Origin of the sequence: Ralstonia sp. A12 (assembly GCF_000801955.1) — a bacterium.
Taxonomy (GTDB): Bacteria; Pseudomonadota; Gammaproteobacteria; order Burkholderiales; family Burkholderiaceae; genus Ralstonia.
Genome location: NZ_JSZO01000003.1, coordinates 22,174 through 41,066 on the forward strand (window position 1 = coordinate 22,174; position 18,893 = coordinate 41,066).

The window sequence follows — 18,893 nt, forward strand, 5'->3', positions numbered from 1 at the left end:
TTCATAATGCAGCGCCCGGCGTGGAGGGGCTTCCTTCAGGCAGGGCGCACGGCTTTGCGATGGCGCAGCGCGATGATCGTCAGCGCGATGCCGCTCACCACGGCCGCTGTCAGCACGTAGTAGCTGGGTGCCAGCGTATCGCCCGTCGTGTGGATCAACCATGTGACGATGAACGGTGCGAACCCGCCGAACAGCGTCACCCCCAGGCTGTAGCCGAGCGACAGCCCCGTCGAGCGCACGCGCGTGGGGAAGATCTCCGACATCAGCGCCGGCATCGGCCCGGAATATGCCGCCTTGAAGATGCCCGACACGGCTTGCAGCGCCAGCAGCGCGCCAATGGTCGGATACGCACGCAGCAACGCAAACATCGGATAGATGAACAGGATCATCAGCACCGACGTGGTGAGCATGATGCGGATGCGGCCAATGCGATCCGACAGCGCGCCCATCACCGGCGACAACAGAAACTGCAGCCCACCGTTGAGCACCACCACCGCGAACGACTGCGCGGCCGGCAGATGCAGTTGCTTGACGGCATACGTTGGCATGTAGAGCTGCAGCACGTACACCGACACGGTGGACTGCGCCACCACGCCCACCGCCAGCAGCAGGTTGCCCCACTGCGCCTTGAATGACGCCTGCGGGTCGACGGTGGTCTTCTTCTGCTCGGCAACAAACTCGGGCGTCTCGTCCAGATGGCGGCGGATGTAGAAGCCAACGGGGCCGACCAGCAGGCCGAAGATGAACGGCAAGCGCCAGCCCCAGCCCTCTAGGTCCGCCGGCGTGAGCGATGCCGTCAGCAGCGCCCCCAGCCCCGCCGCGAGGATGGTCGCAATGCCCTGACTCGCAAACTGCCAGCTCGCGTAGTAGCCGCGACCGCGTGTGCTGTGCTCCACCATGAATGCCGTCGCGCTGCCGAACTCACCGCCCACTGCAAAGCCTTGCACCAGGCGCGCCAGCAGGATGGTGACCGGCGCGATGATGCCGATCTGCTGATAGCTCGGCATCACGGCAATCGCCAGCGTGCCGACAATCATCAACAGGATCGACAGCGTGAGCGCGGCCTTGCGCCCCTTCCTGTCGGCATACATGCCGAGCACGATCGCGCCCACCGGCCGCGTGATGAACGACACGCCAAAGCTGCCCACCGCAAACAGCAGCGACACCCACTCGTCATCTGCCGGAAAGAACAGCTTGCCGATGATGGACGCGAAGAACCCGTAGACGAGAAAGTCGTACCACTCCAGCGCATTGCCGATCGACGACGAGATGACGATGCGGCGCGCATGGGCGGCATCGGTTTTTTCAGGGCGAGCGGGTGCAGCAGCGCCTGCCGTAGAGGGGGCGATCATGATGAGGGTTCCTTTGGTGCTGGCCGGGCTCGTTGTTATGGAACTGCAGCGCGTTGCCCGCCCGATCCACGGGTCAACGCGCTTGTGTACTGCGGTTTAGAAGCCCACAGCGTGGCCGTCGCGGCGGCTGTCGCTGGCGGCCACGTAGCCGTGGTCGGCGTCATCCGACAGGCGCCAGATGAACTGGCCCGAGCCAAAGTCCATGTACGGATCGGCCACCGATTTGAGCTTGTGCCCGCGTGCCTCCAGTGCGGCGACGGTGCCGGCGTTCATGGTGGCTTCCACGTCGAGGGTGAAATCGCGGTTGACCTTCCAGCGCGGCGCGTCGCATGCGGCCTGCGGCTGCTGCTTGTAGTCGAGCATGCGCACCAGCGTCTGCAGGTGGCCTTGCGGTTGCATGTCGCCGCCCATCACGCCAAAGCTCATCTGCGGCTGGCCGTCCTTGGTGAGGAAGCCCGGGATGATGGTGTGGAACGGCCGCTTGCCGCCTTCCACCACGTTGGCCGAGCGTGCATCCATCGAGAAACCGAAGCCGCGGTTCTGCAGACTGATGCCCGTGCCCGGCACCACCACGCCAGAGCCGAAGCCCATGTAGTTGGACTGGATGAACGAGACCATCATGCCGTTCTCATCCGCGGCGGTCAGGTACACCGTGCCGCCGGCGCGCGGCATACCGAAGGTTGGCATCTGTGCGCGGCCCATGTCGATGAGCTTGGCGCGTGCATCGAGGTACGCATCGTCGAGCATCTGCTCGGGCGTGACTTCCATGCTGCGCGGGTCAGCCACGTACTTGTAGAGATCGGCAAACGCCAGCTTCATCGCTTCGATCTGAAGGTGCTGCGAATCGGCGGAATCGACGGGCAGGGCGCCCAGGTCAAAGCGATCAAGAATGCCCAGCGCGATGAGCGCGGCAATGCCTTGGCCATTCGGCGGGATCTCGTGCAGGTCATAGCCGCGGTAGCGCTTGGTGATGGGCTTGACCCACTCGGGTCGGTAGTCGCGCAGGTCTTGCGCACGCATGCCGCCGCCGCATTCGCGCGAATACGCGGCGATGCGCTCGGCGAGTTCGCCTTCGTAGAAATCGCGGCCGTTGGTCTGGCCGATGCGGCGCAGCGTGGCAGCGGCATCGGTCAGCTGGAATTTCTCGCCCACTTCCGGCGCGCGGCCGTGCGGCATGAAGGCCTGTGCGTAGCCGGGCTGATTCTGCAGATCGGGAATCGCTGCGGCCCACTTGTGCGCGACGATGGGCGAGACGGTGTAGCCGCGCTCGGCAATTTCCGCGGCAGGTTCCAGCACGTCGGCAAACGGGAGCTTGCCGAAGCGCGCATGCAAGGCAGCCCACGCGGAGATGGCGCCGGGCACCGTCACCGCATCCCAGCCGCGTGTCGGGCGCTTGGGCGTGCCGTTCGCGTCTTCGCCGTACTTGCTGCGGAAGTAATCCAGGTTCCACGCTTGCGGCGCCGTGCCGGAGGCGTTCAGGCCGTGCAGCTCCTTGCCGTCCCACAGGATGGCGAACGCATCGCTGCCGAGGCCGCACGAAACGGGCTCCACCACGGTGAGCATGGCCGCCGCCGCAATGGCTGCATCCACCGCACTGCCGCCCGCGAGCAGCATGCGCAGCCCGGCCTGTGCGGCCAGCGGATGCGAGGTGGAAACAACATTGCGCGCAAACAGCGGAATGCGCACGGTGGGGTAAGGGTTCTGCCAATCGAAGCGGTGGGACATGGCTCAGGAAAGGAGGATGGATTCAGTGGATCAGATGATTATTTGCGGTGCCTTGAATTTAATAAAGCTAAAATTCATTGGATTCAGCTTAAGAAAAACTTGAGTATCAGTCTGTGAGCACTGTCCGCTTCCTCCGCACCTTTGTCGCCGTAGCGCGCCATGGCTCGTTTGCCGCCGCCGCCGAGCGCGTGGCGCTCACGCAGGCCGCCGTGAGCCTGCAGATGCGTGCGCTGGAAGCCGAGTTGCGCCGCGACTTGTTCGACCGCTCCGGGCGCACTGTTACGCTCAATGCCCATGGCCGCGCACTGCTGCCGCAAGCCGAGCACCTGCTGAGCCTGTACGACGCCATGCGCATCGGCGATGAGCCGCAGACCGAGCTGGCCGGTGCCGTGGCGATCGGTGCAGTGGTGTCGGTGATGGGTTCGCTGGCACACGCGGTGGCGGGGCTCAAGCAGGCGCACAAGGGGCTCGACGTGAAGCTGATCACGGGCAAGTCTGGCGAGCTGGCCGAGCAGGTGGAGGCGGGTGAGCTGGACGGTGCGCTGGTGGTCGAGCATCTGGAGCGTTTGCCGGCCAACCTTGCATGGCATCCGCTCTACACCGAGCCGCTGGTGGTGGTGGCCGGCCGCCACACGCGCGGCCGTGCGGAAGAAGTCCTGCGCACGCATCCGTTCCTGCGCTTTGACCGTGCCGTGCGCACCGGCGCGCTCATCGATCGTGCACTGCGCAAGACGCACATGGCGGTCAACGAGTTCATCGAGGTCAACTCGATCGAGGCGATTGTCGAGCTGGTGCGCCAGCAGGTGGGGGTGACGCTGGTGCCGCGTCTGCGCCGCGCCAGTTGGGAGAGCGATCCGGCCTTGCGCGTGCTGCCCATGCCACCGCAGACGCCCGTGCGCACCGTCGGCATGATCGAGCGGCGCGAGCACGTGCGGCACGGTGTGATTCAGGCAGTACTCGATGCGCTCGAAACCACACTTGGCAAGTCCAGCACCTAAACTTGAAGCGTCATCAACGGGCCCTGGGGGCTGCCATGAACGCATTCATCGAACGTTGGCGCGACGAGCTGATTCTGCTCGGTCGCGTGCTGATGATGTTGCTGTTCCTGATTTCCGGCTGGGGAAAACTCACAGGCTTCTCCGGCACCGTGGGCTACATGGGCTCGGTCGGGGCGCCGATGCCGATGGCCGCCGCCGCCGTCGCCGTCATCATGGAATTTGGCGTGGGAATCGCGCTGCTGATCGGCTTCTGGACACGGCCGCTGGCATTGCTGATGGCGCTGTTTGTGCTGGGCACCGCGCTGATCGCCCATAGCTTCTGGAACGTGGAAGGCGCCATGCAGACCGCCAACATGGTGCAGTTCTACAAGAACCTCAGCATCATGGGCGGGCTGCTCATGCTGGCCGTGACGGGGCCGGGGAAGTATGCGCTGCAGAAGTCGTAGGCGTGGCCAGTTAGCGCAGCGACCGCTGCACCAGCACCAGCACCGCAAACACGCCGCAGGCAATCGCAAACCAGCTGAACAGTTGCGTGCCGGCCAGCAGCGTCGCCTGCCGGTCGATCTCGGCCGACAGGCTGGCCAGCCGTTCAGGCGTGAGCGGGTTGGCCGCCTGCAGGTCCGACGTGAAGCGCGTGACGTGCGCCACGATCAGCGAGCGCGACTCGGCCTGCTGCGACTGCAGCGACACCACGGCCAGCCCCGTGCCCACCGCCGTGGCGAACTGGCGTGCGATGTTCTTCATCTGGTAGCCGTGCGCGAAGTCTTCGCGGTCGAGATCGAGGTAGGTCATCATCGCGACCTGGATCATCACGGCGCCCGGCGTCATGCCTTCCAGGATCGACACGGGGAAGAACGCGTAGTCCGGTGCACCGGGCATCAGGCTCGTTGCCAGTAGCAGCGCAGCCGCTGCATAGATGGCAAAGCCGATGGCGATGAAGCGGCGCTTGCGGAAGAAGAACGGCAGCCAGACGGTCATGACGACGGCCACCGCGGTCGACACCGCGCCGCTGATCATCAGGAACAGCGTGGTCGTGCGGAACGTGAAACCCAGCCCGCCTTGTGACACCGCCGGAAACAGATACGACCAGTAGCCGCTCATCAGGTAGTAGACGCCGTAGAAGCCGATGCCCCACAGATAGCGGCGGCCGCTCAGGCGCGAGAGGTCGAGCCACGGATCCGGGTGCGTGCGCAGGCGGTGGATGGCCAGCAGCAGCGCGGCCGCGCCACCCAGCAGCAACAGCGGAATCACGGGCGATGCGGTCAGCCGGTTGTAGCGCAACTCCGACAAGCCCATCAGGAACGACAGTGCGCCAATGGCGATGGCACCCACGCCAATCCAGTCCCACTGGCTCTCTTCCGGCGGCGCTTCATGCGGGCGGCGGGCGGCACGTGTACGCGGCTGATGGCGTTCGGGCGGCAGGAAGAACATGGCAATCCATGCGACCACCGCAAGCCCCAGCTCCAGCCAGAAGATCACGCGCCATTCGCTGTATTCCAGCACCTCGGCGCAGATCCATGGCGCGATGGTCGTCAGCCCGAACAGGCCGACGCTGAACATCAGCATGGGCGGGATGCGCTCGTCGGGCTCGGTGGTGAGCTGCACCAGAATGCGCGAGGCCGAGAACAGCCCACCGGCGCCCAGGCCCTGGATGGTCCGGCCGATAATGAGTTCACCAATGTTGTTGGACGTTGCGCAGACCACGCAACCGATGCCGAACAGCACGATGCCTGCCAGCGCGAACAGCCGGTAGCCCACGTGCGCGGCAATGCGGCCAATGGCCAGGTTGGCCACCACGGCGGCCACGGCATAGGCGGTGACGGCGTACAGATATGCGTCTGGGCTGGCATGCACGCCGCCCTGGATATGCTGGCCCGCCACGGCCATCATCTGAGAAGAGACGAAATCGAGGCCCGTGGCCAGGCCCACCGCCAAGCCAAAAGCGTGGATGCGAGCGGAAGAAAAGTGGGGAAACGCCCGCAGCGAGGCGGGCGGTAGGATTTGCAGCGACATGTGCCCGAGCATAAACTTGCCCGCCAGCCGGATAAACGGCCAACTCTAGGAACACTGTCCAGTCATGCGAACAATGGAGTGGAACGACTGGGAGACCTTCTGCCGCGTGGTGGAGGCCGGCAGCTTTACCGCCGCTGCCGAGGCGCTGGGTATCCCCAAATCGACCGCCAGTGCCGCCGTATCGCGGTTGGAAGCTGCCCTGGGCGTGCGGCTCATGACCCGCACCACGCGCCAGTTGCGGCTGACCGAAGCGGGCTCGCACTTCTATGACGACATCGCGCCATTGTTCGAGCGCCTGCGCGAAGTGCACGCCGACACCACCGCCGCCAGCGAGACGGTCGCCGGTACGCTGCGCATCGCCGCACCGTACGAGGTGGGCGCGCAGCATCTGACCGAGCCGGTGTGCCGCACGCTGGAGAAATACCCCCACCTGCAGATCCAGGTGCACATCTCGTGGGAGCAGCCGGACCTGCTGGCCAGCGGCTACGACATCGTCTTCGTGATGGTTGATCAGGTGCTGCCGGATTCGTCATTGGTGGCGCGGCGCGTGGTGTTGATCCCGCGCGGTTTGTACGCATCGCCGACCTTGTTGGCGGAACGCCCGCCGCTCAAGACGCCCGCCGATCTGGCCGGCTGGCCGTGTCTTTCCGGCCCCGACGATGCAAGCTGGGCCTTCCGCCCCGTTGGCGAGCCCACGGCCGAGCCGATTGAAATTCCCATCCAGCCGCGCCTGCAGACCTTGAATGCGGAGATGCGCGCCCGCGCCGCCGTGCGCGGCCTGGGCGTGGCCCGCATGGCGCGCTCCGTGGGCGATACGGAAGTCGCCGCCGGCCGCCTGGTGCGCGTGCTGCCTGATTTCGAGCTGACCGCGCTGCGCGTTTACGCGCTGATGCCGGCGCGCAAGCTGGTGCCGCGCAAGGTGCGCGTGTTTCTGGATGCGCTGGAAGCCGAGGGCGCGGCCGCCACGGTGGCTGCATCTGCGCCCGCCTAGCCGAAGACCGGCGCCGGATGTCACAATCGGCGCTTCCCAATTCGGATTGTGAGGACCGGCGGCCATGCGTTTGCGCCAGATCGAAGTCTTCCGCGCGGTGATGCTGGTCGGTACGGTCAGCGAGGCAGCGCGCATGCTGAACGTGTCGCAGCCCGTGGTGACGCGGGTGCTGCAGCATACCGAGCTGCAGCTCGGCTTTCGCCTGTTCGATCGCACCAAGGGTCGCCTGCAGCCCACCGCTGAGGCGTTCGAGCTGTTCAGCGAAGTCGAGCGCCTGTATCAGGAGGTCGAGCGCGTCCGGCGCGTGTCGGCCAACCTGCGGCACAAGGGGGCAGGGCGCCTGCGCGTAGCGGCCACGCCGAGCCTGGCGCCGAGCATTCTCGCGCCCGCCGTGCGACGTTTCTCGCAACGGCATCCCGATACGCTGGTGCGCGTGTTCACGCATCACACGGCCGAGATCGTGCAGGGCCTGCTCTCGCAAGACATCGACGTGGGCTTTGCCTTTGCGCCGCCCGTGCATCCGGCCATCAGCACCACGCCCGTCGCGCAGGGACGCATCTTGCTGGCCGCGCCGCGCGCCTGGGTGAGCGGCAAGACCGATGGGCGCGCGCTGCACAAGCTCGTCGCCGAGAAACCGTTCATCGGGCTGGAAGATCAGATTTCGCTGGGCTCACTGGTCGGGCAGACACTGGCGCGCGGTGGGTTGGCACCGCAGTCGACGCTGGAGGTGCAGACATACTCGCTGGCGCGCTCGCTGGTGGAGGAGTCGCTGGGTGTGACGATGCTCGATCAGTTCACAGCAGCCACCGGCAGCATGGACCGCATCGCGCTGTTCGCGCTGGAGCCCGCGCAGACGTTTGACGTGCGCGCCATGCGTGCCGAGCATCACGCACCGTCATCGCTGGCGGATAGCCTTGTGCAATGTTTTGCCGAGGCTGCCCGCGCGTTGTCCGACGAGTTGCCGCAACGCCTGGAGCCGACGCCGTTCGTCCTCAAAACCGGCGCCAACGTAGACGCGGCCGCGGCTGACTAACTTTTTCGTCGCGCGCACGTCTAACGGTTTCTGTTGACCTTCCAAGGAGACTGATCGATGCGACGTTCTGCAACTGCCCTGATCTTTGGCGTGGCACTGTCTGCCGGCGTGTTCAGCGGCGTGGCCGTGGCGCAGCAATCGCCGGTGCCCGGCATGTCGTCTGATGATCTGAACACCGCGCTCGACTTTGCCAAGGCCGGACTCAACAAAGCCATCGATCAGGCGCGCGCCTATACCGCGCTGCCGATCAAGGATCCGCGCGATGTGCGCTACACCTGCGAGGGCGGCAAGACGCTCGCGGTGAAATACATGACGGTGGGAGATACGCCGCTGGCATCCATCGTTCTTGATGGCAAGACGCTCGTCTTCGCCAATGTGATTGCGGCCTCGGGCGCGCGCTATGCGTCGGGCCCGTATGTGTGGTGGACGAAGGGCCCCACCGGCTTTCTCGCCGACGAGACCCTGCCTGGTAATCGCAATCAGCTCTACCGAGATTGCAACGAGGCTACCAGCGGGCGTCCTTAGATTTCGAGCAGATCGCGCCCGACAATGATCTCGCCCTTGAAGTGCGGGCGTACCGCATCCAGCCACACCGAATCTTCCAGGAACGGATAGCCGCCCGGCACGAAGTGCGACAGCACCAGCGTCTTCACCTTGGCCTCGGTGGCGATGCGGCCGACGTCTTCGGCGGAGGTGTGGCTTGCCAGCAGGTGCTCGCGCAGCGTCTTGGCGTTGGGCTCGGTGGAGAGCAGCTTGTCGAGCGACGGCAGATGCATCACCTCATGCACCAGCACATCGGCGCCATAGGCCATGCGCACGAGGTTTTCGCTCGGTGCCGTATCGCCGGAGATGACGATGGAGCGGTCTGCCGAATCAAAGCGGAACGCAAATGCGGGTGACACGGGCGGGTGCTTGACCAGCGCGCTGGTCACCTTCACGTTGGCGTCCTGCATCACCAGCCCGCCTTCGGTCAGCTCATGCGGATGGATCATCGGTGCCAGCGGCGGGCGGCCTTCATCGGCGATGCGGGTGCGGATGTCGTAGTCGTACAGCTCGAGGAACTTGGTCGTCATCGCGGCCAGCGGGGGCGGGCCCCAGGCGTCCACCGGGCCGGTCAGGTCGGTGGCCCACGCGAGCAGTAACAGCGTGCCGTAGTCGGCGTTGTGATCCGAGTGCTGGTGCGTGATGAAGACGTTGCGGATGGCCTTGAGCTTGAGCCCGGCGCTCACGTACTGGCGCCCGACGCCGTTGCCGCAATCGACCACGTACGACACGCCGTTGATGACGATCACCTGTGCCGGCGCCGAGCGGTTCTTCTTGGGCGTTGGCCCACCACCCGTGCCCAGCAGGATCAGCCGAGTGCCCTTCGGCGTATCAGCGGCCGAGGCCGCGAGCGGCCAGCCTGCGGAGGCAGCGCCAGCGCCCACAGCCAGCGCACCGGCTTGCCGCATCCAGCGGCGACGGTTGTTGTCGAAAGCGTGCATGCGGCGGTCTCCTCTCTGTTGTTGTGTGTGTTCGCGTTTCAGCGGGGCAGTCCGCCCACCTTCATGCCGGGCTTGATCCCCTTGCGTGCAAACCAGCCCTTGTTCATTTCCAGTGCATAGCTGCCGGCCTGGGTCGGGCAGTGGTTGTCTTCCGTCTGCGGTTTCATCTCGGCAATGTCGGAGATGGTGCCGTCGTCGGTAATGAAGGCGATCGACAGCGGCAGGTCGGTGTTCTTCATCCAGAAGCAGTGGCCGGCGGATTCATCAAACACGAACAGCATGCCAGCGGTGTCGGGCATCGATTTGCGGAACATCAGGCCGGTTTCGCGCGTTTGCTGGGTAGCGGCCACTTCGGCTTTGACCTTGTACATGCCGATGGTCAAATTGGCGACGGGCAGGCCAGCGTTCGGAGCCGTGGGGGTTTGGGCGAGCGCCCCGGTGGCGGCAACGGCCAGCGACAGGGCGGCAAAGAGGCGGGACAGGGTGGTCATGGCGCGTGTGGACAAAAAATGTAACGCACCATGATCGGCACTCGGCCAGCCGCCGTCAATGAGACTGCGCCTAAGGCCGGGCCGAAGTTGTTACCGCGTGTTTATGACCTGGCGCTCGGCGGCGGCCGTCTTGGTGGTGGTCTTGCCGGTGTGCGCCGAGCGTGCCTTGTCAGCCGCCGGGTCTGGCATGAGCCCCACGTAACGTGCATCGGTGAGCGTGCGCAGGAAGGCGACGATGTCGTCGATCTCGTCTTCCGTCAGGGCGGGCGTGGTGCCAGGGCGGCGGTTCATCGGCACGGCGTTCACGTTGATGTTGCTCTGGTACTTGGCGGGCACGTCGTCAAACCGCTTGCCACCGGGGTACCACTGCGCGGGGTCTGTCGAGCGCGTGGCATAGAAGGCCACCGTGTCGCGCAGCGTGCGGAACACGCCGTTGTGCATGAAGGTCTGCCGTACCGCCACGTTGCGCAGGCCCGCCGTGCGGAAGTAGCTGCACCACTGGTCGGGTTCGGGCCATTTGAGCTTGCGGGCGGTCTGGCACAGGCCGACGTCGAAGTGCTTGGCGTCCTTGTTGGCGGGCAGCAGCGGGTTGCGCGGCACGGCAATGGCGTCGTAACCGAAATCGGTGAACAGCGAGCGCTCGGGCCGCGACGACGATTCCACCATCAGGTGGCATGACGCGCAGTTGCCCTTGTCCGGGTTGCGGAACAGCGCGAGGCCACGCATTTCGGCGGCGGACAGCGGCGTGCGCTTGCGCAAAAAATCATCAAAGCGCGAAGTGAACGGCGCCATCTCGTCGCTCTGGAAATAGGCCTCCAGCGCCTTGCCCAGCACGCCGACAAGGCGTTCCGGATCACGTACCGCATCGGCACCGAATTGCTTCGTCAGTGCCTGGCCGAGGTCGGTGCCGGCCACTTTGCGCTGCAGCGTGCGCGGCGATGGGTTGCCCATCTCATCGGGGCTGAACAGCGGCCCGCGGATCTGCTCGGCCAGCGTATCGGCACGGCCATCGACGAAGAAGCCGCCGAACGGCGACGGGAAGCTGGCGTCGTCGTCCTGGAAGAAATAGCGATGAGGGAGATAGCGCAGGTATAGCAGCGATGGCGCATTGCGCGCCGCCACGTGCCCTGGACGGCTGCCGGCCGGCACACCGACGCGCAGCGCCTCACCCTTCAGCGTGGGCGCGAAGGCGCGGCCAGGGTCATGGCATGCCGCGCACGACGTGCCTTGCGGTTCCGACAGGCGTGGGTCAAAGAACACCCGCTTGCCGAGTGCGACGAGGTTCGGGTCCGACTTGAACGACGTCGATTCGGCTGGCGGCGGCACGGCGTCCAGCTTGGGCGTCATGCCGATCGATTCGGCTGCCGCCGCACCCGAGAAGAGTGCGGCAGCAACCAGCAGCGCGGAGCGTAGGCGCATCAAGGTGCAACGAAGCCCGTCTTGTCGCACACCAGGCTCGAACCGTTCTGCGTGCAGGTCGTCAGCAGCTTGCCGTTGACGGTGTAGGCCTTGAACAGCCAGCCCTTGGCGGGTGCCGGCTGGCGGTCCATCACCATGAAGCCGAACGAGTTGTTGTGCGAGATGCTGCCAACCGTCACGCCCGAGGCCGGGCTGATGGCCGGGAACGGATCCGGCAGGGCCACGTCCAGCGAATCGCCAGCGTTGCCGGCCACGATGGTCGCCGGGTGGTTGCTGGTGAAGTTGATGGCCTGGAAGTCATGCACGTGACCATGCAGCGCGACCTGCACGCCGGGCGGGTAGTACGCCGTGGCGTTCAGGCTGTTCATGACCGACAGCAGCGCGGCGTTGCCGCCCAGCGGCGTGGCGCCCGCGATCGGCACGAAGCCCAGGATCGGGTGGTGGTTGGTGAAGATCGACATCACGCCCGGCTTGGCGGCCAGCGTGCCCACCGTGCTGAACTGTTTCTGGTAGGTCTGGAACCACGGGTCGGTGGTCGCCAATGCCGTCGTGCCCACCTTGGCCGAGTCGAACACGATGACCTGCGTGTCGGTGCCGATGGCCACGGCGTACGGGTCCGATGCGTTGGCACCGGTGTCGTTGGCCGGGTTGTCGCACGAACGGGCAGCGGAGTAGGGGCGCGGGTCCAGGAAGCGGTACCAGCCCTGGCCGGCGCGCGCGCACTCCTCATGGTTGCCGCGCACGAGCACCCACGGGGCAGCGGCCATCAGCGGCGCGGCGGGCTGGAACAGGTCGGATTGCCACGTATCCCAGCCGTAGCCCCACGGGCTGCCTTGGCAGCCGGCCACGTCGGGCGGGCAGACGTTTTCACGGTAGTGGTAGTCGCCCACGTGCAGCACGAGGTCGGGGTTCATCGTTGCCGCTGTGGCAGCAGCGGTGGCGAACGGCCACGACAGCGGGTCGTTACACGACTGGAACGTGTTGCTCGACTTTTTCATGCGGCAGCCGGTGTCCGCCAGGATCACCACGCGCTGTGGGTTGGCCTTGGGCAGCGGCAGCACGCGCGAACCGATCGACGCGGCTTTGGCGGTAGACGCCACGGTTGCCTCGCAGGCATTCACCGGGAAGGCCGATGCTTTCGAATCGCTGGCGGCGCTGGCCGTGGTGCGTTGGGCAACGGTGCCGGCCGCCACGCGCAGGCTCATGCGCGTGGAGGTGCCGTCCACCGTCAGCAGCGGGCAGACCGAGTTGTCCGCCGGGGAGGCGCTATTCGTATACGTGGTGACGGCGCGGATGACCGCTTGGTTGCTGTCGCCAATCTCGACCCATGCGGCCTGGATATTGCTATCGCTGGTGGCGGCATCCGCCGGGGCGGCCGGCGATGAGGTGACCGGTGCCGGATCGGACGACGAGCCGCCGCAGCCTGCAATCACGGCAGCGGCGGTCAGTGCGGCAAGTGTGACCATCGTGAACACGGTGCGTTTGCGCCGCACCGGAGCGAACATCGATCGAATTTCCATCGCGCCTTCCCTGATTCTTGTTGTGAGGAAGGCGCAAGGTACCCAAGACAGATGGCGCTATTTTGACAGCCCCGCGTGCGTGTCCGGGATTACAGAGAACACGGGCGAAAAAAAAGCAGATGCATATGCATCTGCTTTTCTGTGTCAGCCGAGCCGCGAGGGCCCGGCAGAAACACAAGCTTATTGCTTGGCAGCGTCAGCAGCCGGAGCAGCAGCGTCGGCCTTCTTGGCGGCCTTCTTGTGCTTCTTGTGGGCCTTCTTGGCCTTCGGAGCAGCCTTTTCGGCAGCAGCCGGAGCAGCAGCTGCGTCAGCAGCCGGAGCGGAGGCTTGAGCGAACACGCCGGTAGCGAACAGGCCGGCGATCAGGGCAGCGATCAGCTTCTTCATGGTGAATCCTTTTATAGATCAGTGAGTTAACCAACGACCCGCTAAATGAGTCATCTGCAATAACGCAGGCCGTTACAGGCGCGTTGACACGTCGCGTTGATTTTTTTTGAGATCTTGCAGCGGAGGTGGGCAGCGCGTCGGACGGGATGTGGCGGTTGTTGCGCTGCGCAAGAAAGATGCCTGGCATTCGAGTCGGGCTGATCGGGTTTCGGACGCGTCTGATTGGACGGATGCGGCCCGGCCTTGAGAATCGCTTGGATTCTGCCCAAGATCCGCCGTGCCGCTCCCTTTTCTGTCTTCCCACTCCCTCAAGCCAGCCCGATTCACCCGCCGCGACCTCCTGCTCGGTAGTGGGGCGCTGGTTGTGCTTGCCATCACGACCGGGTTGCATCGGGTGCCGGATCAGGATGCCTCCAGCCTGGACGATTTCATGCTCGTGTCGCAGACGCTTTCCGGCCAGCCGCTGGACCGGCGTGCAGGCCTGGACTGCTTCAGCCATCTGTACCGGACTGACGCCCGCTTTGTTGACCGCGTCCAGACCCTGGCCTGGCTGGTGCGCCGTCACCCCGGGTTGAGCGGCGCGGGCCTCGTCGGCCTGCTCGATGCTGACCACCACGTGGAACTGCGAGCGACTCTCGGCCGCCTGGTCGACGCCTGGACCGCCCAGACCGGCACCACGCCTGCACTGGCCGACGCCCGCAGCCTGATCGAGCACCCGTCCGGCACGGCCCAGCCCAGCAGCTGACCCGCCATTTCGCCATGTGCGGGACTGTGGCGGATGGTGAAATTTTCCGGCATAATGCGAAATTAACTCTTGTGTCTTATATAAGAGTTAAGGTTTTGTGCGGTGCATCGTGAGAGCGTCATCGCAGCCCGCTAGAATCACCAGTTCATTGCAGTGTGTCGTACCGGCCAACCCGGGGCGACGCGCTGTGCTGTCAACCCCCACCGTCCACCCGCTCACCTGCGGTCGCACTGGAGTCGTCCATGTATCAACACATCAAGGTCCCGGCCGGCGAGAAGATCACCGTCAACCAAGACTTCTCCCTGAACGTTCCCAACAACCCCATCATTCCTTACATCGAGGGTGACGGCACGGGCTTCGATATCACCCCGGTGATGATCAAGGTCGTGGACGCAGCCGTTGAGAAGGCTTACAAGGGCGAGCGCAAGATCTCCTGGATGGAAATCTACGCCGGCGAGAAGTCGACCAAGGTGTACGGCCCGGACGTGTGGCTGCCGGAAGAAACCCTGCAAGTCCTGAAGGACTACGTGGTCTCGATCAAGGGCCCGCTGACGACGCCGGTGGGCGGCGGCATCCGTTCGCTGAACGTGGCGCTGCGCCAAGAGCTGGACCTGTACGTCTGCCTGCGCCCGGTGCGCTACTTCAAGGGCGTGCCCTCGCCGGTCAAAGAGCCGGAGAAGACCGACATGGTCATCTTCCGCGAGAACTCGGAAGACATCTACGCCGGCATCGAATTCGAAGCCCAGAGCGAGAAGGCCAAGAAGCTGATCAAGATTCTGCAAGACGAATTCGGCGTCAAGAAGATCCGCTTCCCGGAAACCTCGGGCATTGGCGTGAAGCCGGTTTCGCGCGAAGGCACCGAGCGCCTGGTGCGCAAGGCCATCCAGTACGCGATCGACAACGACAAGCCGTCGGTCACGATCGTGCACAAGGGCAACATCATGAAGTTCACGGAAGGTGGTTTCCGTGACTGGGCCTACGCGCTGGCACAGAAGGAATTCGGCGCTGAGCTGATCGACGGCGGCCCGTGGTGCAAGTTCAAGAACCCGAAGACGGGCAAGGAAATCGTCGTCAAGGACGCGATTGCCGACGCCTTCCTGCAGCAGATCCTGCTGCGTCCGGCCGAGTACTCGGTCGTGGCCACGCTGAACCTGAACGGCGACTACATCTCCGACGCTCTGGCTGCACAAGTCGGCGGTATCGGTATCGCCCCGGGCGCGAACCTGAGCGACTCCGTCGCCATGTTCGAAGCCACCCACGGTACGGCACCGAAGTACGCAGGCAAGGACTACGTGAACCCGGGTTCCGAAATCCTGTCGGCCGAAATGATGCTGCGCCACATGGGCTGGACGGAAGCCGCTGACCTGATCATCTCGTCGATCGAGAAGTCGATCCTGTCGAAGAAGGTCACGTATGACTTCGCCCGCCTGCTCGAAGGCGCGACGCAAGTGTCGTGCTCGGGCTTTGGCCAAGTCATGATCGACAATATGTAAGCACGCCTCAGGGTGTTTTACCCCGAGTCAGAAAACCCCGGTGGCGTCAGCTTCCGGGGTTTTTTGCTATCAGCCGGCACCCGGCATGCCCCAATGCGGCGTGCCTTCTTCTGGAGCAACCACGATGCATGACGTTGAACAACGCTTGGCCGAACTGGGTATCACGCTTCCCGCACTGACGCCGCCTCGCGGTAACTTCGCGCTGTATGTCCGCAATGGCAAGACGATCCATCTGTCGGGCAAGGGGGCGCCTCTCCGCGAACCGGGGTATCCCGTCCCAAAAGTTGGTGCGGAGGTTTCCGTCGCCGAGGCTCAGCAGTACGCACGGGAGGTGGCCATCTATCTGCTCGCCGTCATGAAAGAGGCACTCGGCGGATTCGATCGCCTGGGCCAGCTCGTCAAGGTGTTCGGGATGGTGAATGCGACGCCGGACTTTACCGAGCATACCGAGGTCATCAACGGTGCCTCCGATCTGTTTGTCGCTGTGTTGGGGGACAAGGGGATACACGCGCGCTCGGCCGTCGGGGTGGGGTCGTTGCCGCGCGGTTTTGCGGTGGAGATTGAAGTGATTGTTGAGCAGATCTAGCGCCAACCCAATGCGCTGCGCGGAGTGATCAAGGCAGGCTTGGTGGCTTTGGTTGTTGCGCAAGGAAAAACCCCGGGAGCTTCGGCTGACCGGGGTTTTTTGTTTCAAGCAGTATTAAACGGCATCCAGATCAACGGCGCCAACCGATGCGAGTTCGAGCAGAAGTCAGAGGCGTGTCGGGCCTGATAGGAAGGGGCGGGGCGGCCGTATGGATACATCCTTCTGTTCATCCTATCCCCCTCCGCCGTCGCATTGCGACCGGGTTGGCGGCCTCCTAGGCTGTACTTCCAGGCCGCCGGTACTCCCGATGTCACGCGGAACATAAAAACGATCCCCTCTCTCCGAAGCGCGCGCTATCGCGATGAAGGGCAAGCGCGCGTGGTGTGCCGTGCAGTCGCTCGGTGTCCGGACCTCGCCATCTCATGTGGCTGCGTGGTGGCGTGTCCGGCCCATTCCCGGCATGACTTACCAACGGAGACAGACGGATGAACATCAGAGAGTCGAGCAGCAATCTGCTGCTTTACCGCGAACGGAGCCTGGACGACCTGGCAACCGATACCTCTGCGGTGCGGGCCCTTGCGCAAGCGGCGATCAACGTGGAACTGTTCACCATCCCGCTGTACATGACTGGCCTGTATTCGGTGTTCGGCACCCACGAAATCAACGCGCAGGACATCAGCTACTACCAGGGGCGTCGCTGGCCGGGCATGGCCCCGACGGCCCAGCCGGCTACGCGCGAAGACAAGGCGTTCAATCTGGTGTTCAGCGTGTTCATCCAGGAGATGCTGCATCTGCAGATGGCGGCCAACATCTGCACGGCGATTGGCGGTACGCCGTCGTTCACCAGTCCCGCGCTTCAGCAGCCCGACCACGGCTGGTCTTGCTACGGCTCGGAACAAACGAAGATTCCGCACGTGCTCAATCTGCTGGACACGACGCGCTATCACGACACCAAGGTCAATCTGGGTGCGCTCAACAAGAACACGCTTGACCTCTTCTGTGCCATCGAGCAGACCGAGAAAGATGCGATGGACGTTCTGCTGCCGGACAAGCGCCGGGACTACTTCCCGACCGTGCCGTTCAACGGTTGGAACCCGGGCAAGGGCGAGACGGACCTGCCGATGTTTGGCTCCATCGGCCACATGTACGAGTGCTATGCGCAGTACCTGCGGATCGAATACACCGATGGCCAGACGCTTTGGCAGAAGCTGTTCGACCCGAACTGCGTCCAGCAGGACATGTTCAACACCACGGTCAAGGGGCATCCGCGGCGCGAGTACCCACGCTTTGAGACCGTCCTGAACAAGGAAGACCTGGCTGATCCGGTGAAGGCGTTCAACAAGGTCATCACCTTCATGTCGGCCATCACCGATCAGGGCGAAGGCAGCCAGGTCCCGCTGGGCCGTTCGCTGCTGCGCTATCAGCTTGGCCCGACGCAGCCTGCTCCGCTGTCGCTGACAGCCGTCAAGGACAAGTACCGCGAGGACCGGCAGTCCCTCGAGGTCGACTATCCCTCGTACACCGCGAGTGGCCAGGATGCGCCGTCAGCCGACGCCGAGGCCAGGTACCACTATGCGGCCGAGACCCACTTGGAGCGCTTCGAGGCGTTGCGCCACGAGTTGCCGCACATCATGACCTGGGAGAAGTGGCACGCCGATCCCCAGAACACGTGGACGGCAGAGATGCTCACCAGCCCGGACTACGACCCGGCCAAGGATTCGCAATCGATTCCGGCACCGCAGGCGATTGCCGATGCGCTGAACCGGCTGAAGCAGCAGGGTGCGACGGAATACGCAACCCTCAGCAAGGTGGCGGTCGGTGCCATTGCGGGCATCACGACCGTACTCGACGCGTACTGGAAAGTCGCCTCGACCACCTTCCCGTATCCGTCGATGGTTGGTTCGGGCGATCGTGTCTCGTTGTGCTGGGCTGTCTTCGGGCAGGCACCGGACCTCGGCTTGGGCATTGGCACGCCGGATGACCGGCAGCTCTACCACGCCTGCCAGGCGCTTGACCTGAACGGTGACGACCAGGCCAGTTGTGCCGCTATCGAGATCTACCACAGCTGCCGCGGCTCCAATGGCTGCAAGGCGCAAGGCGGCTGTGGCTTCGCCCAGCTCGACACCGGAGGTGGTTCCTGTGGGCATAGCAGCAGCGCTGCCACCACAGCCACGGCCGGGCAGACCACCGGGCCGGCGCCTTTCAGGGTGCACGGCCGCAAGAGCCGCAGCAATGTCGTGGACCAGAATCTGTGCGGCGGCCTGACCCCGGCACCGGGGCCGTACAGCGCGCCCAGTGACAACCGCTGCGGCAGCTTGGGAGGCTGCGCGGTACCGATCTCCGCGTCGCAGCTCTATCCGGAGGGCGGCACCATGCTGGTGTATGACTTTGTCGGGCCGCAGCATACCAAGGAGAAGATCGGTGAAATGACCTTCGCGCTGGGTGATTCCGTCTACGACAAGGCATGGCAGGCCTACAAGGAAGTCATGGCCCACCGCGGCAAGCCAGTTGGCGATCCGCCGAAGCCGACTGACCTGCGCATCGCTCTGCCGCCGTCGACCTGAGCGGCGCCGCGTTGCCGCGCATGCGCCCTGCCTTGGTTGGCGGGGCGCTGTGTTGGCTCGACTCGACTTCACCCGACAAGCCGTCTTCATCT

General features: G+C 64.6%; 17 protein-coding genes. 9 read left to right on the plus strand and 8 right to left on the minus strand.

The window, feature by feature from the left end; translation table 11 throughout:
- Positions 1–35 precede the first annotated feature (35 nt).
- Both PI87_RS06655 and PI87_RS06660 read right to left on the minus strand, forming a co-directional pair.
- Positions 36–1,352 carry an MFS transporter gene (locus tag PI87_RS06655; RefSeq protein ID WP_039596934.1) on the minus strand — a complete coding sequence of 439 codons (1,317 nt, stop codon included), beginning with the start codon at positions 1,350–1,352 and terminating at the stop codon, positions 36–38.
- 96 nt (positions 1,353–1,448) lie between these two features.
- Positions 1,449–3,077 (minus strand): gamma-glutamyltransferase family protein, encoded by a 1,629-nt coding sequence (locus tag PI87_RS06660; RefSeq protein WP_039596935.1) that lies wholly within the window; start codon positions 3,075–3,077, stop codon positions 1,449–1,451.
- Between the two features lie 113 nt (positions 3,078–3,190).
- Between PI87_RS06660 and PI87_RS06665 the strand changes: the two genes are divergently transcribed.
- Both PI87_RS06665 and PI87_RS06670 read left to right on the plus strand, forming a co-directional pair.
- The gene (locus PI87_RS06665) at positions 3,191–4,075 is read left to right on the plus strand and encodes a LysR family transcriptional regulator (RefSeq protein WP_039596936.1); all 885 of its coding nucleotides are present in this window, start codon (positions 3,191–3,193) and stop codon (positions 4,073–4,075) included.
- 35 nt (positions 4,076–4,110) lie between these two features.
- Positions 4,111–4,521: a DoxX family protein gene (locus PI87_RS06670; RefSeq protein WP_039596937.1), complete on the plus strand. Its 411-nt coding sequence runs from the start codon at positions 4,111–4,113 to the stop codon at positions 4,519–4,521.
- A 10-nt stretch (positions 4,522–4,531) separates the two neighbouring features.
- Here PI87_RS06670 and PI87_RS06675 read toward each other — a convergent pair whose 3' ends face one another.
- Positions 4,532–6,088 (minus strand): MFS transporter, encoded by a 1,557-nt coding sequence (locus tag PI87_RS06675; protein ID WP_039597114.1) that lies wholly within the window; start codon positions 6,086–6,088, stop codon positions 4,532–4,534.
- Positions 6,089–6,161: 73 nt separating this feature from the next.
- On the opposite strand from PI87_RS06675, the gene PI87_RS06680 reads away from it, so the two are divergent.
- The 3 genes from PI87_RS06680 to PI87_RS06690 all read left to right on the plus strand — a co-directional run bounded on the left by PI87_RS06680 (position 6,162) and on the right by PI87_RS06690 (position 8,637).
- Positions 6,162–7,079, plus strand: a complete 918-nt coding sequence (locus PI87_RS06680; RefSeq protein WP_039596938.1) for a LysR family transcriptional regulator — start codon at positions 6,162–6,164, stop codon at positions 7,077–7,079.
- A gap of 64 nt (positions 7,080–7,143) precedes the next feature.
- Complete coding sequence (locus PI87_RS06685) at positions 7,144–8,112, plus strand: LysR family transcriptional regulator (protein WP_039596939.1); 969 nt, start codon at positions 7,144–7,146, stop codon at positions 8,110–8,112.
- 57 nt (positions 8,113–8,169) lie between these two features.
- Complete coding sequence (locus PI87_RS06690) at positions 8,170–8,637, plus strand: MliC family protein (RefSeq protein ID WP_039596940.1); 468 nt, start codon at positions 8,170–8,172, stop codon at positions 8,635–8,637.
- Here PI87_RS06690 and PI87_RS06695 read toward each other — a convergent pair.
- The 5 genes from PI87_RS06695 to PI87_RS06715 all read right to left on the minus strand — a co-directional run bounded on the left by PI87_RS06695 (position 8,634) and on the right by PI87_RS06715 (position 13,413).
- Positions 8,634–9,596 (minus strand): MBL fold metallo-hydrolase, encoded by a 963-nt coding sequence (locus PI87_RS06695; RefSeq protein WP_039596941.1) that lies wholly within the window; start codon positions 9,594–9,596, stop codon positions 8,634–8,636. The genes PI87_RS06690 and PI87_RS06695 overlap by 4 nt on opposite strands.
- A gap of 38 nt (positions 9,597–9,634) precedes the next feature.
- Entirely contained in the window at positions 9,635–10,087 is a 453-nt protein-coding gene (locus PI87_RS06700; protein ID WP_039596942.1) for a DUF192 domain-containing protein, read from the minus strand.
- A 90-nt stretch (positions 10,088–10,177) separates the two neighbouring features.
- Positions 10,178–11,506, minus strand: coding sequence for a cytochrome-c peroxidase (locus PI87_RS06705; protein ID WP_039596943.1), 1,329 nt, complete (start codon positions 11,504–11,506; stop codon positions 10,178–10,180).
- A complete protein-coding gene (locus tag PI87_RS06710) occupies positions 11,506–13,026 on the minus strand; it encodes a metallophosphoesterase (protein ID WP_039596944.1) in 1,521 nt (506 codons plus the stop codon). Before PI87_RS06710 ends, PI87_RS06705 begins: the two co-directional genes overlap by 1 nt.
- A gap of 180 nt (positions 13,027–13,206) precedes the next feature.
- Positions 13,207–13,413: a hypothetical protein gene (locus PI87_RS06715; RefSeq protein ID WP_039596945.1), complete on the minus strand. Its 207-nt coding sequence runs from the start codon at positions 13,411–13,413 to the stop codon at positions 13,207–13,209.
- A gap of 277 nt (positions 13,414–13,690) precedes the next feature.
- On the opposite strand from PI87_RS06715, the gene PI87_RS06720 reads away from it, so the two are divergent.
- The 4 genes from PI87_RS06720 to PI87_RS06735 all read left to right on the plus strand — a co-directional run bounded on the left by PI87_RS06720 (position 13,691) and on the right by PI87_RS06735 (position 18,801).
- The gene (locus PI87_RS06720; RefSeq protein WP_232313950.1) at positions 13,691–14,158 is read left to right on the plus strand and encodes a sorbitol dehydrogenase family protein; all 468 of its coding nucleotides are present in this window, start codon (positions 13,691–13,693) and stop codon (positions 14,156–14,158) included.
- Positions 14,159–14,400: 242 nt separating this feature from the next.
- A complete protein-coding gene (icd, locus tag PI87_RS06725; RefSeq protein WP_039596946.1) occupies positions 14,401–15,651 on the plus strand; it encodes an NADP-dependent isocitrate dehydrogenase in 1,251 nt (416 codons plus the stop codon).
- A 124-nt stretch (positions 15,652–15,775) separates the two neighbouring features.
- Positions 15,776–16,237: a RidA family protein gene (locus PI87_RS06730; RefSeq protein ID WP_039596947.1), complete on the plus strand. Its 462-nt coding sequence runs from the start codon at positions 15,776–15,778 to the stop codon at positions 16,235–16,237.
- A gap of 485 nt (positions 16,238–16,722) precedes the next feature.
- Positions 16,723–18,801, plus strand: a complete 2,079-nt coding sequence (locus tag PI87_RS06735; protein ID WP_039596948.1) for a ferritin-like domain-containing protein — start codon at positions 16,723–16,725, stop codon at positions 18,799–18,801.
- Positions 18,802–18,893: the final 92 nt, after the last annotated feature.

Excerpts from the sequence above, each read along its gene's own strand:
- PI87_RS06655 (WP_039596934.1), bottom strand. The coding sequence starts at position 1,352 with ATGATCGCCCCCTCTACGGCAGGCGCTGCTGCACCCGCTCGCCCTGAA.
- PI87_RS06660 (WP_039596935.1), bottom strand. The coding sequence starts at position 3,077 with ATGTCCCACCGCTTCGATTGGCAGAACCCTTACCCCACCGTGCGCATT.
- PI87_RS06670 (WP_039596937.1), top strand. The coding sequence starts at position 4,111 with ATGAACGCATTCATCGAACGTTGGCGCGACGAGCTGATTCTGCTCGGT.
- PI87_RS06675 (WP_039597114.1), bottom strand. The coding sequence starts at position 6,088 with ATGTCGCTGCAAATCCTACCGCCCGCCTCGCTGCGGGCGTTTCCCCAC.
- PI87_RS06680 (WP_039596938.1), top strand. The coding sequence starts at position 6,162 with ATGGAGTGGAACGACTGGGAGACCTTCTGCCGCGTGGTGGAGGCCGGC.
- PI87_RS06685 (WP_039596939.1), top strand. The coding sequence starts at position 7,144 with ATGCGTTTGCGCCAGATCGAAGTCTTCCGCGCGGTGATGCTGGTCGGT.
- PI87_RS06690 (WP_039596940.1), top strand. The coding sequence starts at position 8,170 with ATGCGACGTTCTGCAACTGCCCTGATCTTTGGCGTGGCACTGTCTGCC.
- PI87_RS06695 (WP_039596941.1), bottom strand. The coding sequence starts at position 9,596 with ATGCACGCTTTCGACAACAACCGTCGCCGCTGGATGCGGCAAGCCGGT.
- PI87_RS06700 (WP_039596942.1), bottom strand. The coding sequence starts at position 10,087 with ATGACCACCCTGTCCCGCCTCTTTGCCGCCCTGTCGCTGGCCGTTGCC.
- PI87_RS06705 (WP_039596943.1), bottom strand. The coding sequence starts at position 11,506 with ATGCGCCTACGCTCCGCGCTGCTGGTTGCTGCCGCACTCTTCTCGGGT.
- PI87_RS06710 (WP_039596944.1), bottom strand. The coding sequence starts at position 13,026 with ATGGAAATTCGATCGATGTTCGCTCCGGTGCGGCGCAAACGCACCGTG.
- PI87_RS06715 (WP_039596945.1), bottom strand. The coding sequence starts at position 13,413 with ATGAAGAAGCTGATCGCTGCCCTGATCGCCGGCCTGTTCGCTACCGGC.
- icd (WP_039596946.1), top strand. The coding sequence starts at position 14,401 with ATGTATCAACACATCAAGGTCCCGGCCGGCGAGAAGATCACCGTCAAC.
- PI87_RS06730 (WP_039596947.1), top strand. The coding sequence starts at position 15,776 with ATGCATGACGTTGAACAACGCTTGGCCGAACTGGGTATCACGCTTCCC.
- PI87_RS06735 (WP_039596948.1), top strand. The coding sequence starts at position 16,723 with ATGAACATCAGAGAGTCGAGCAGCAATCTGCTGCTTTACCGCGAACGG.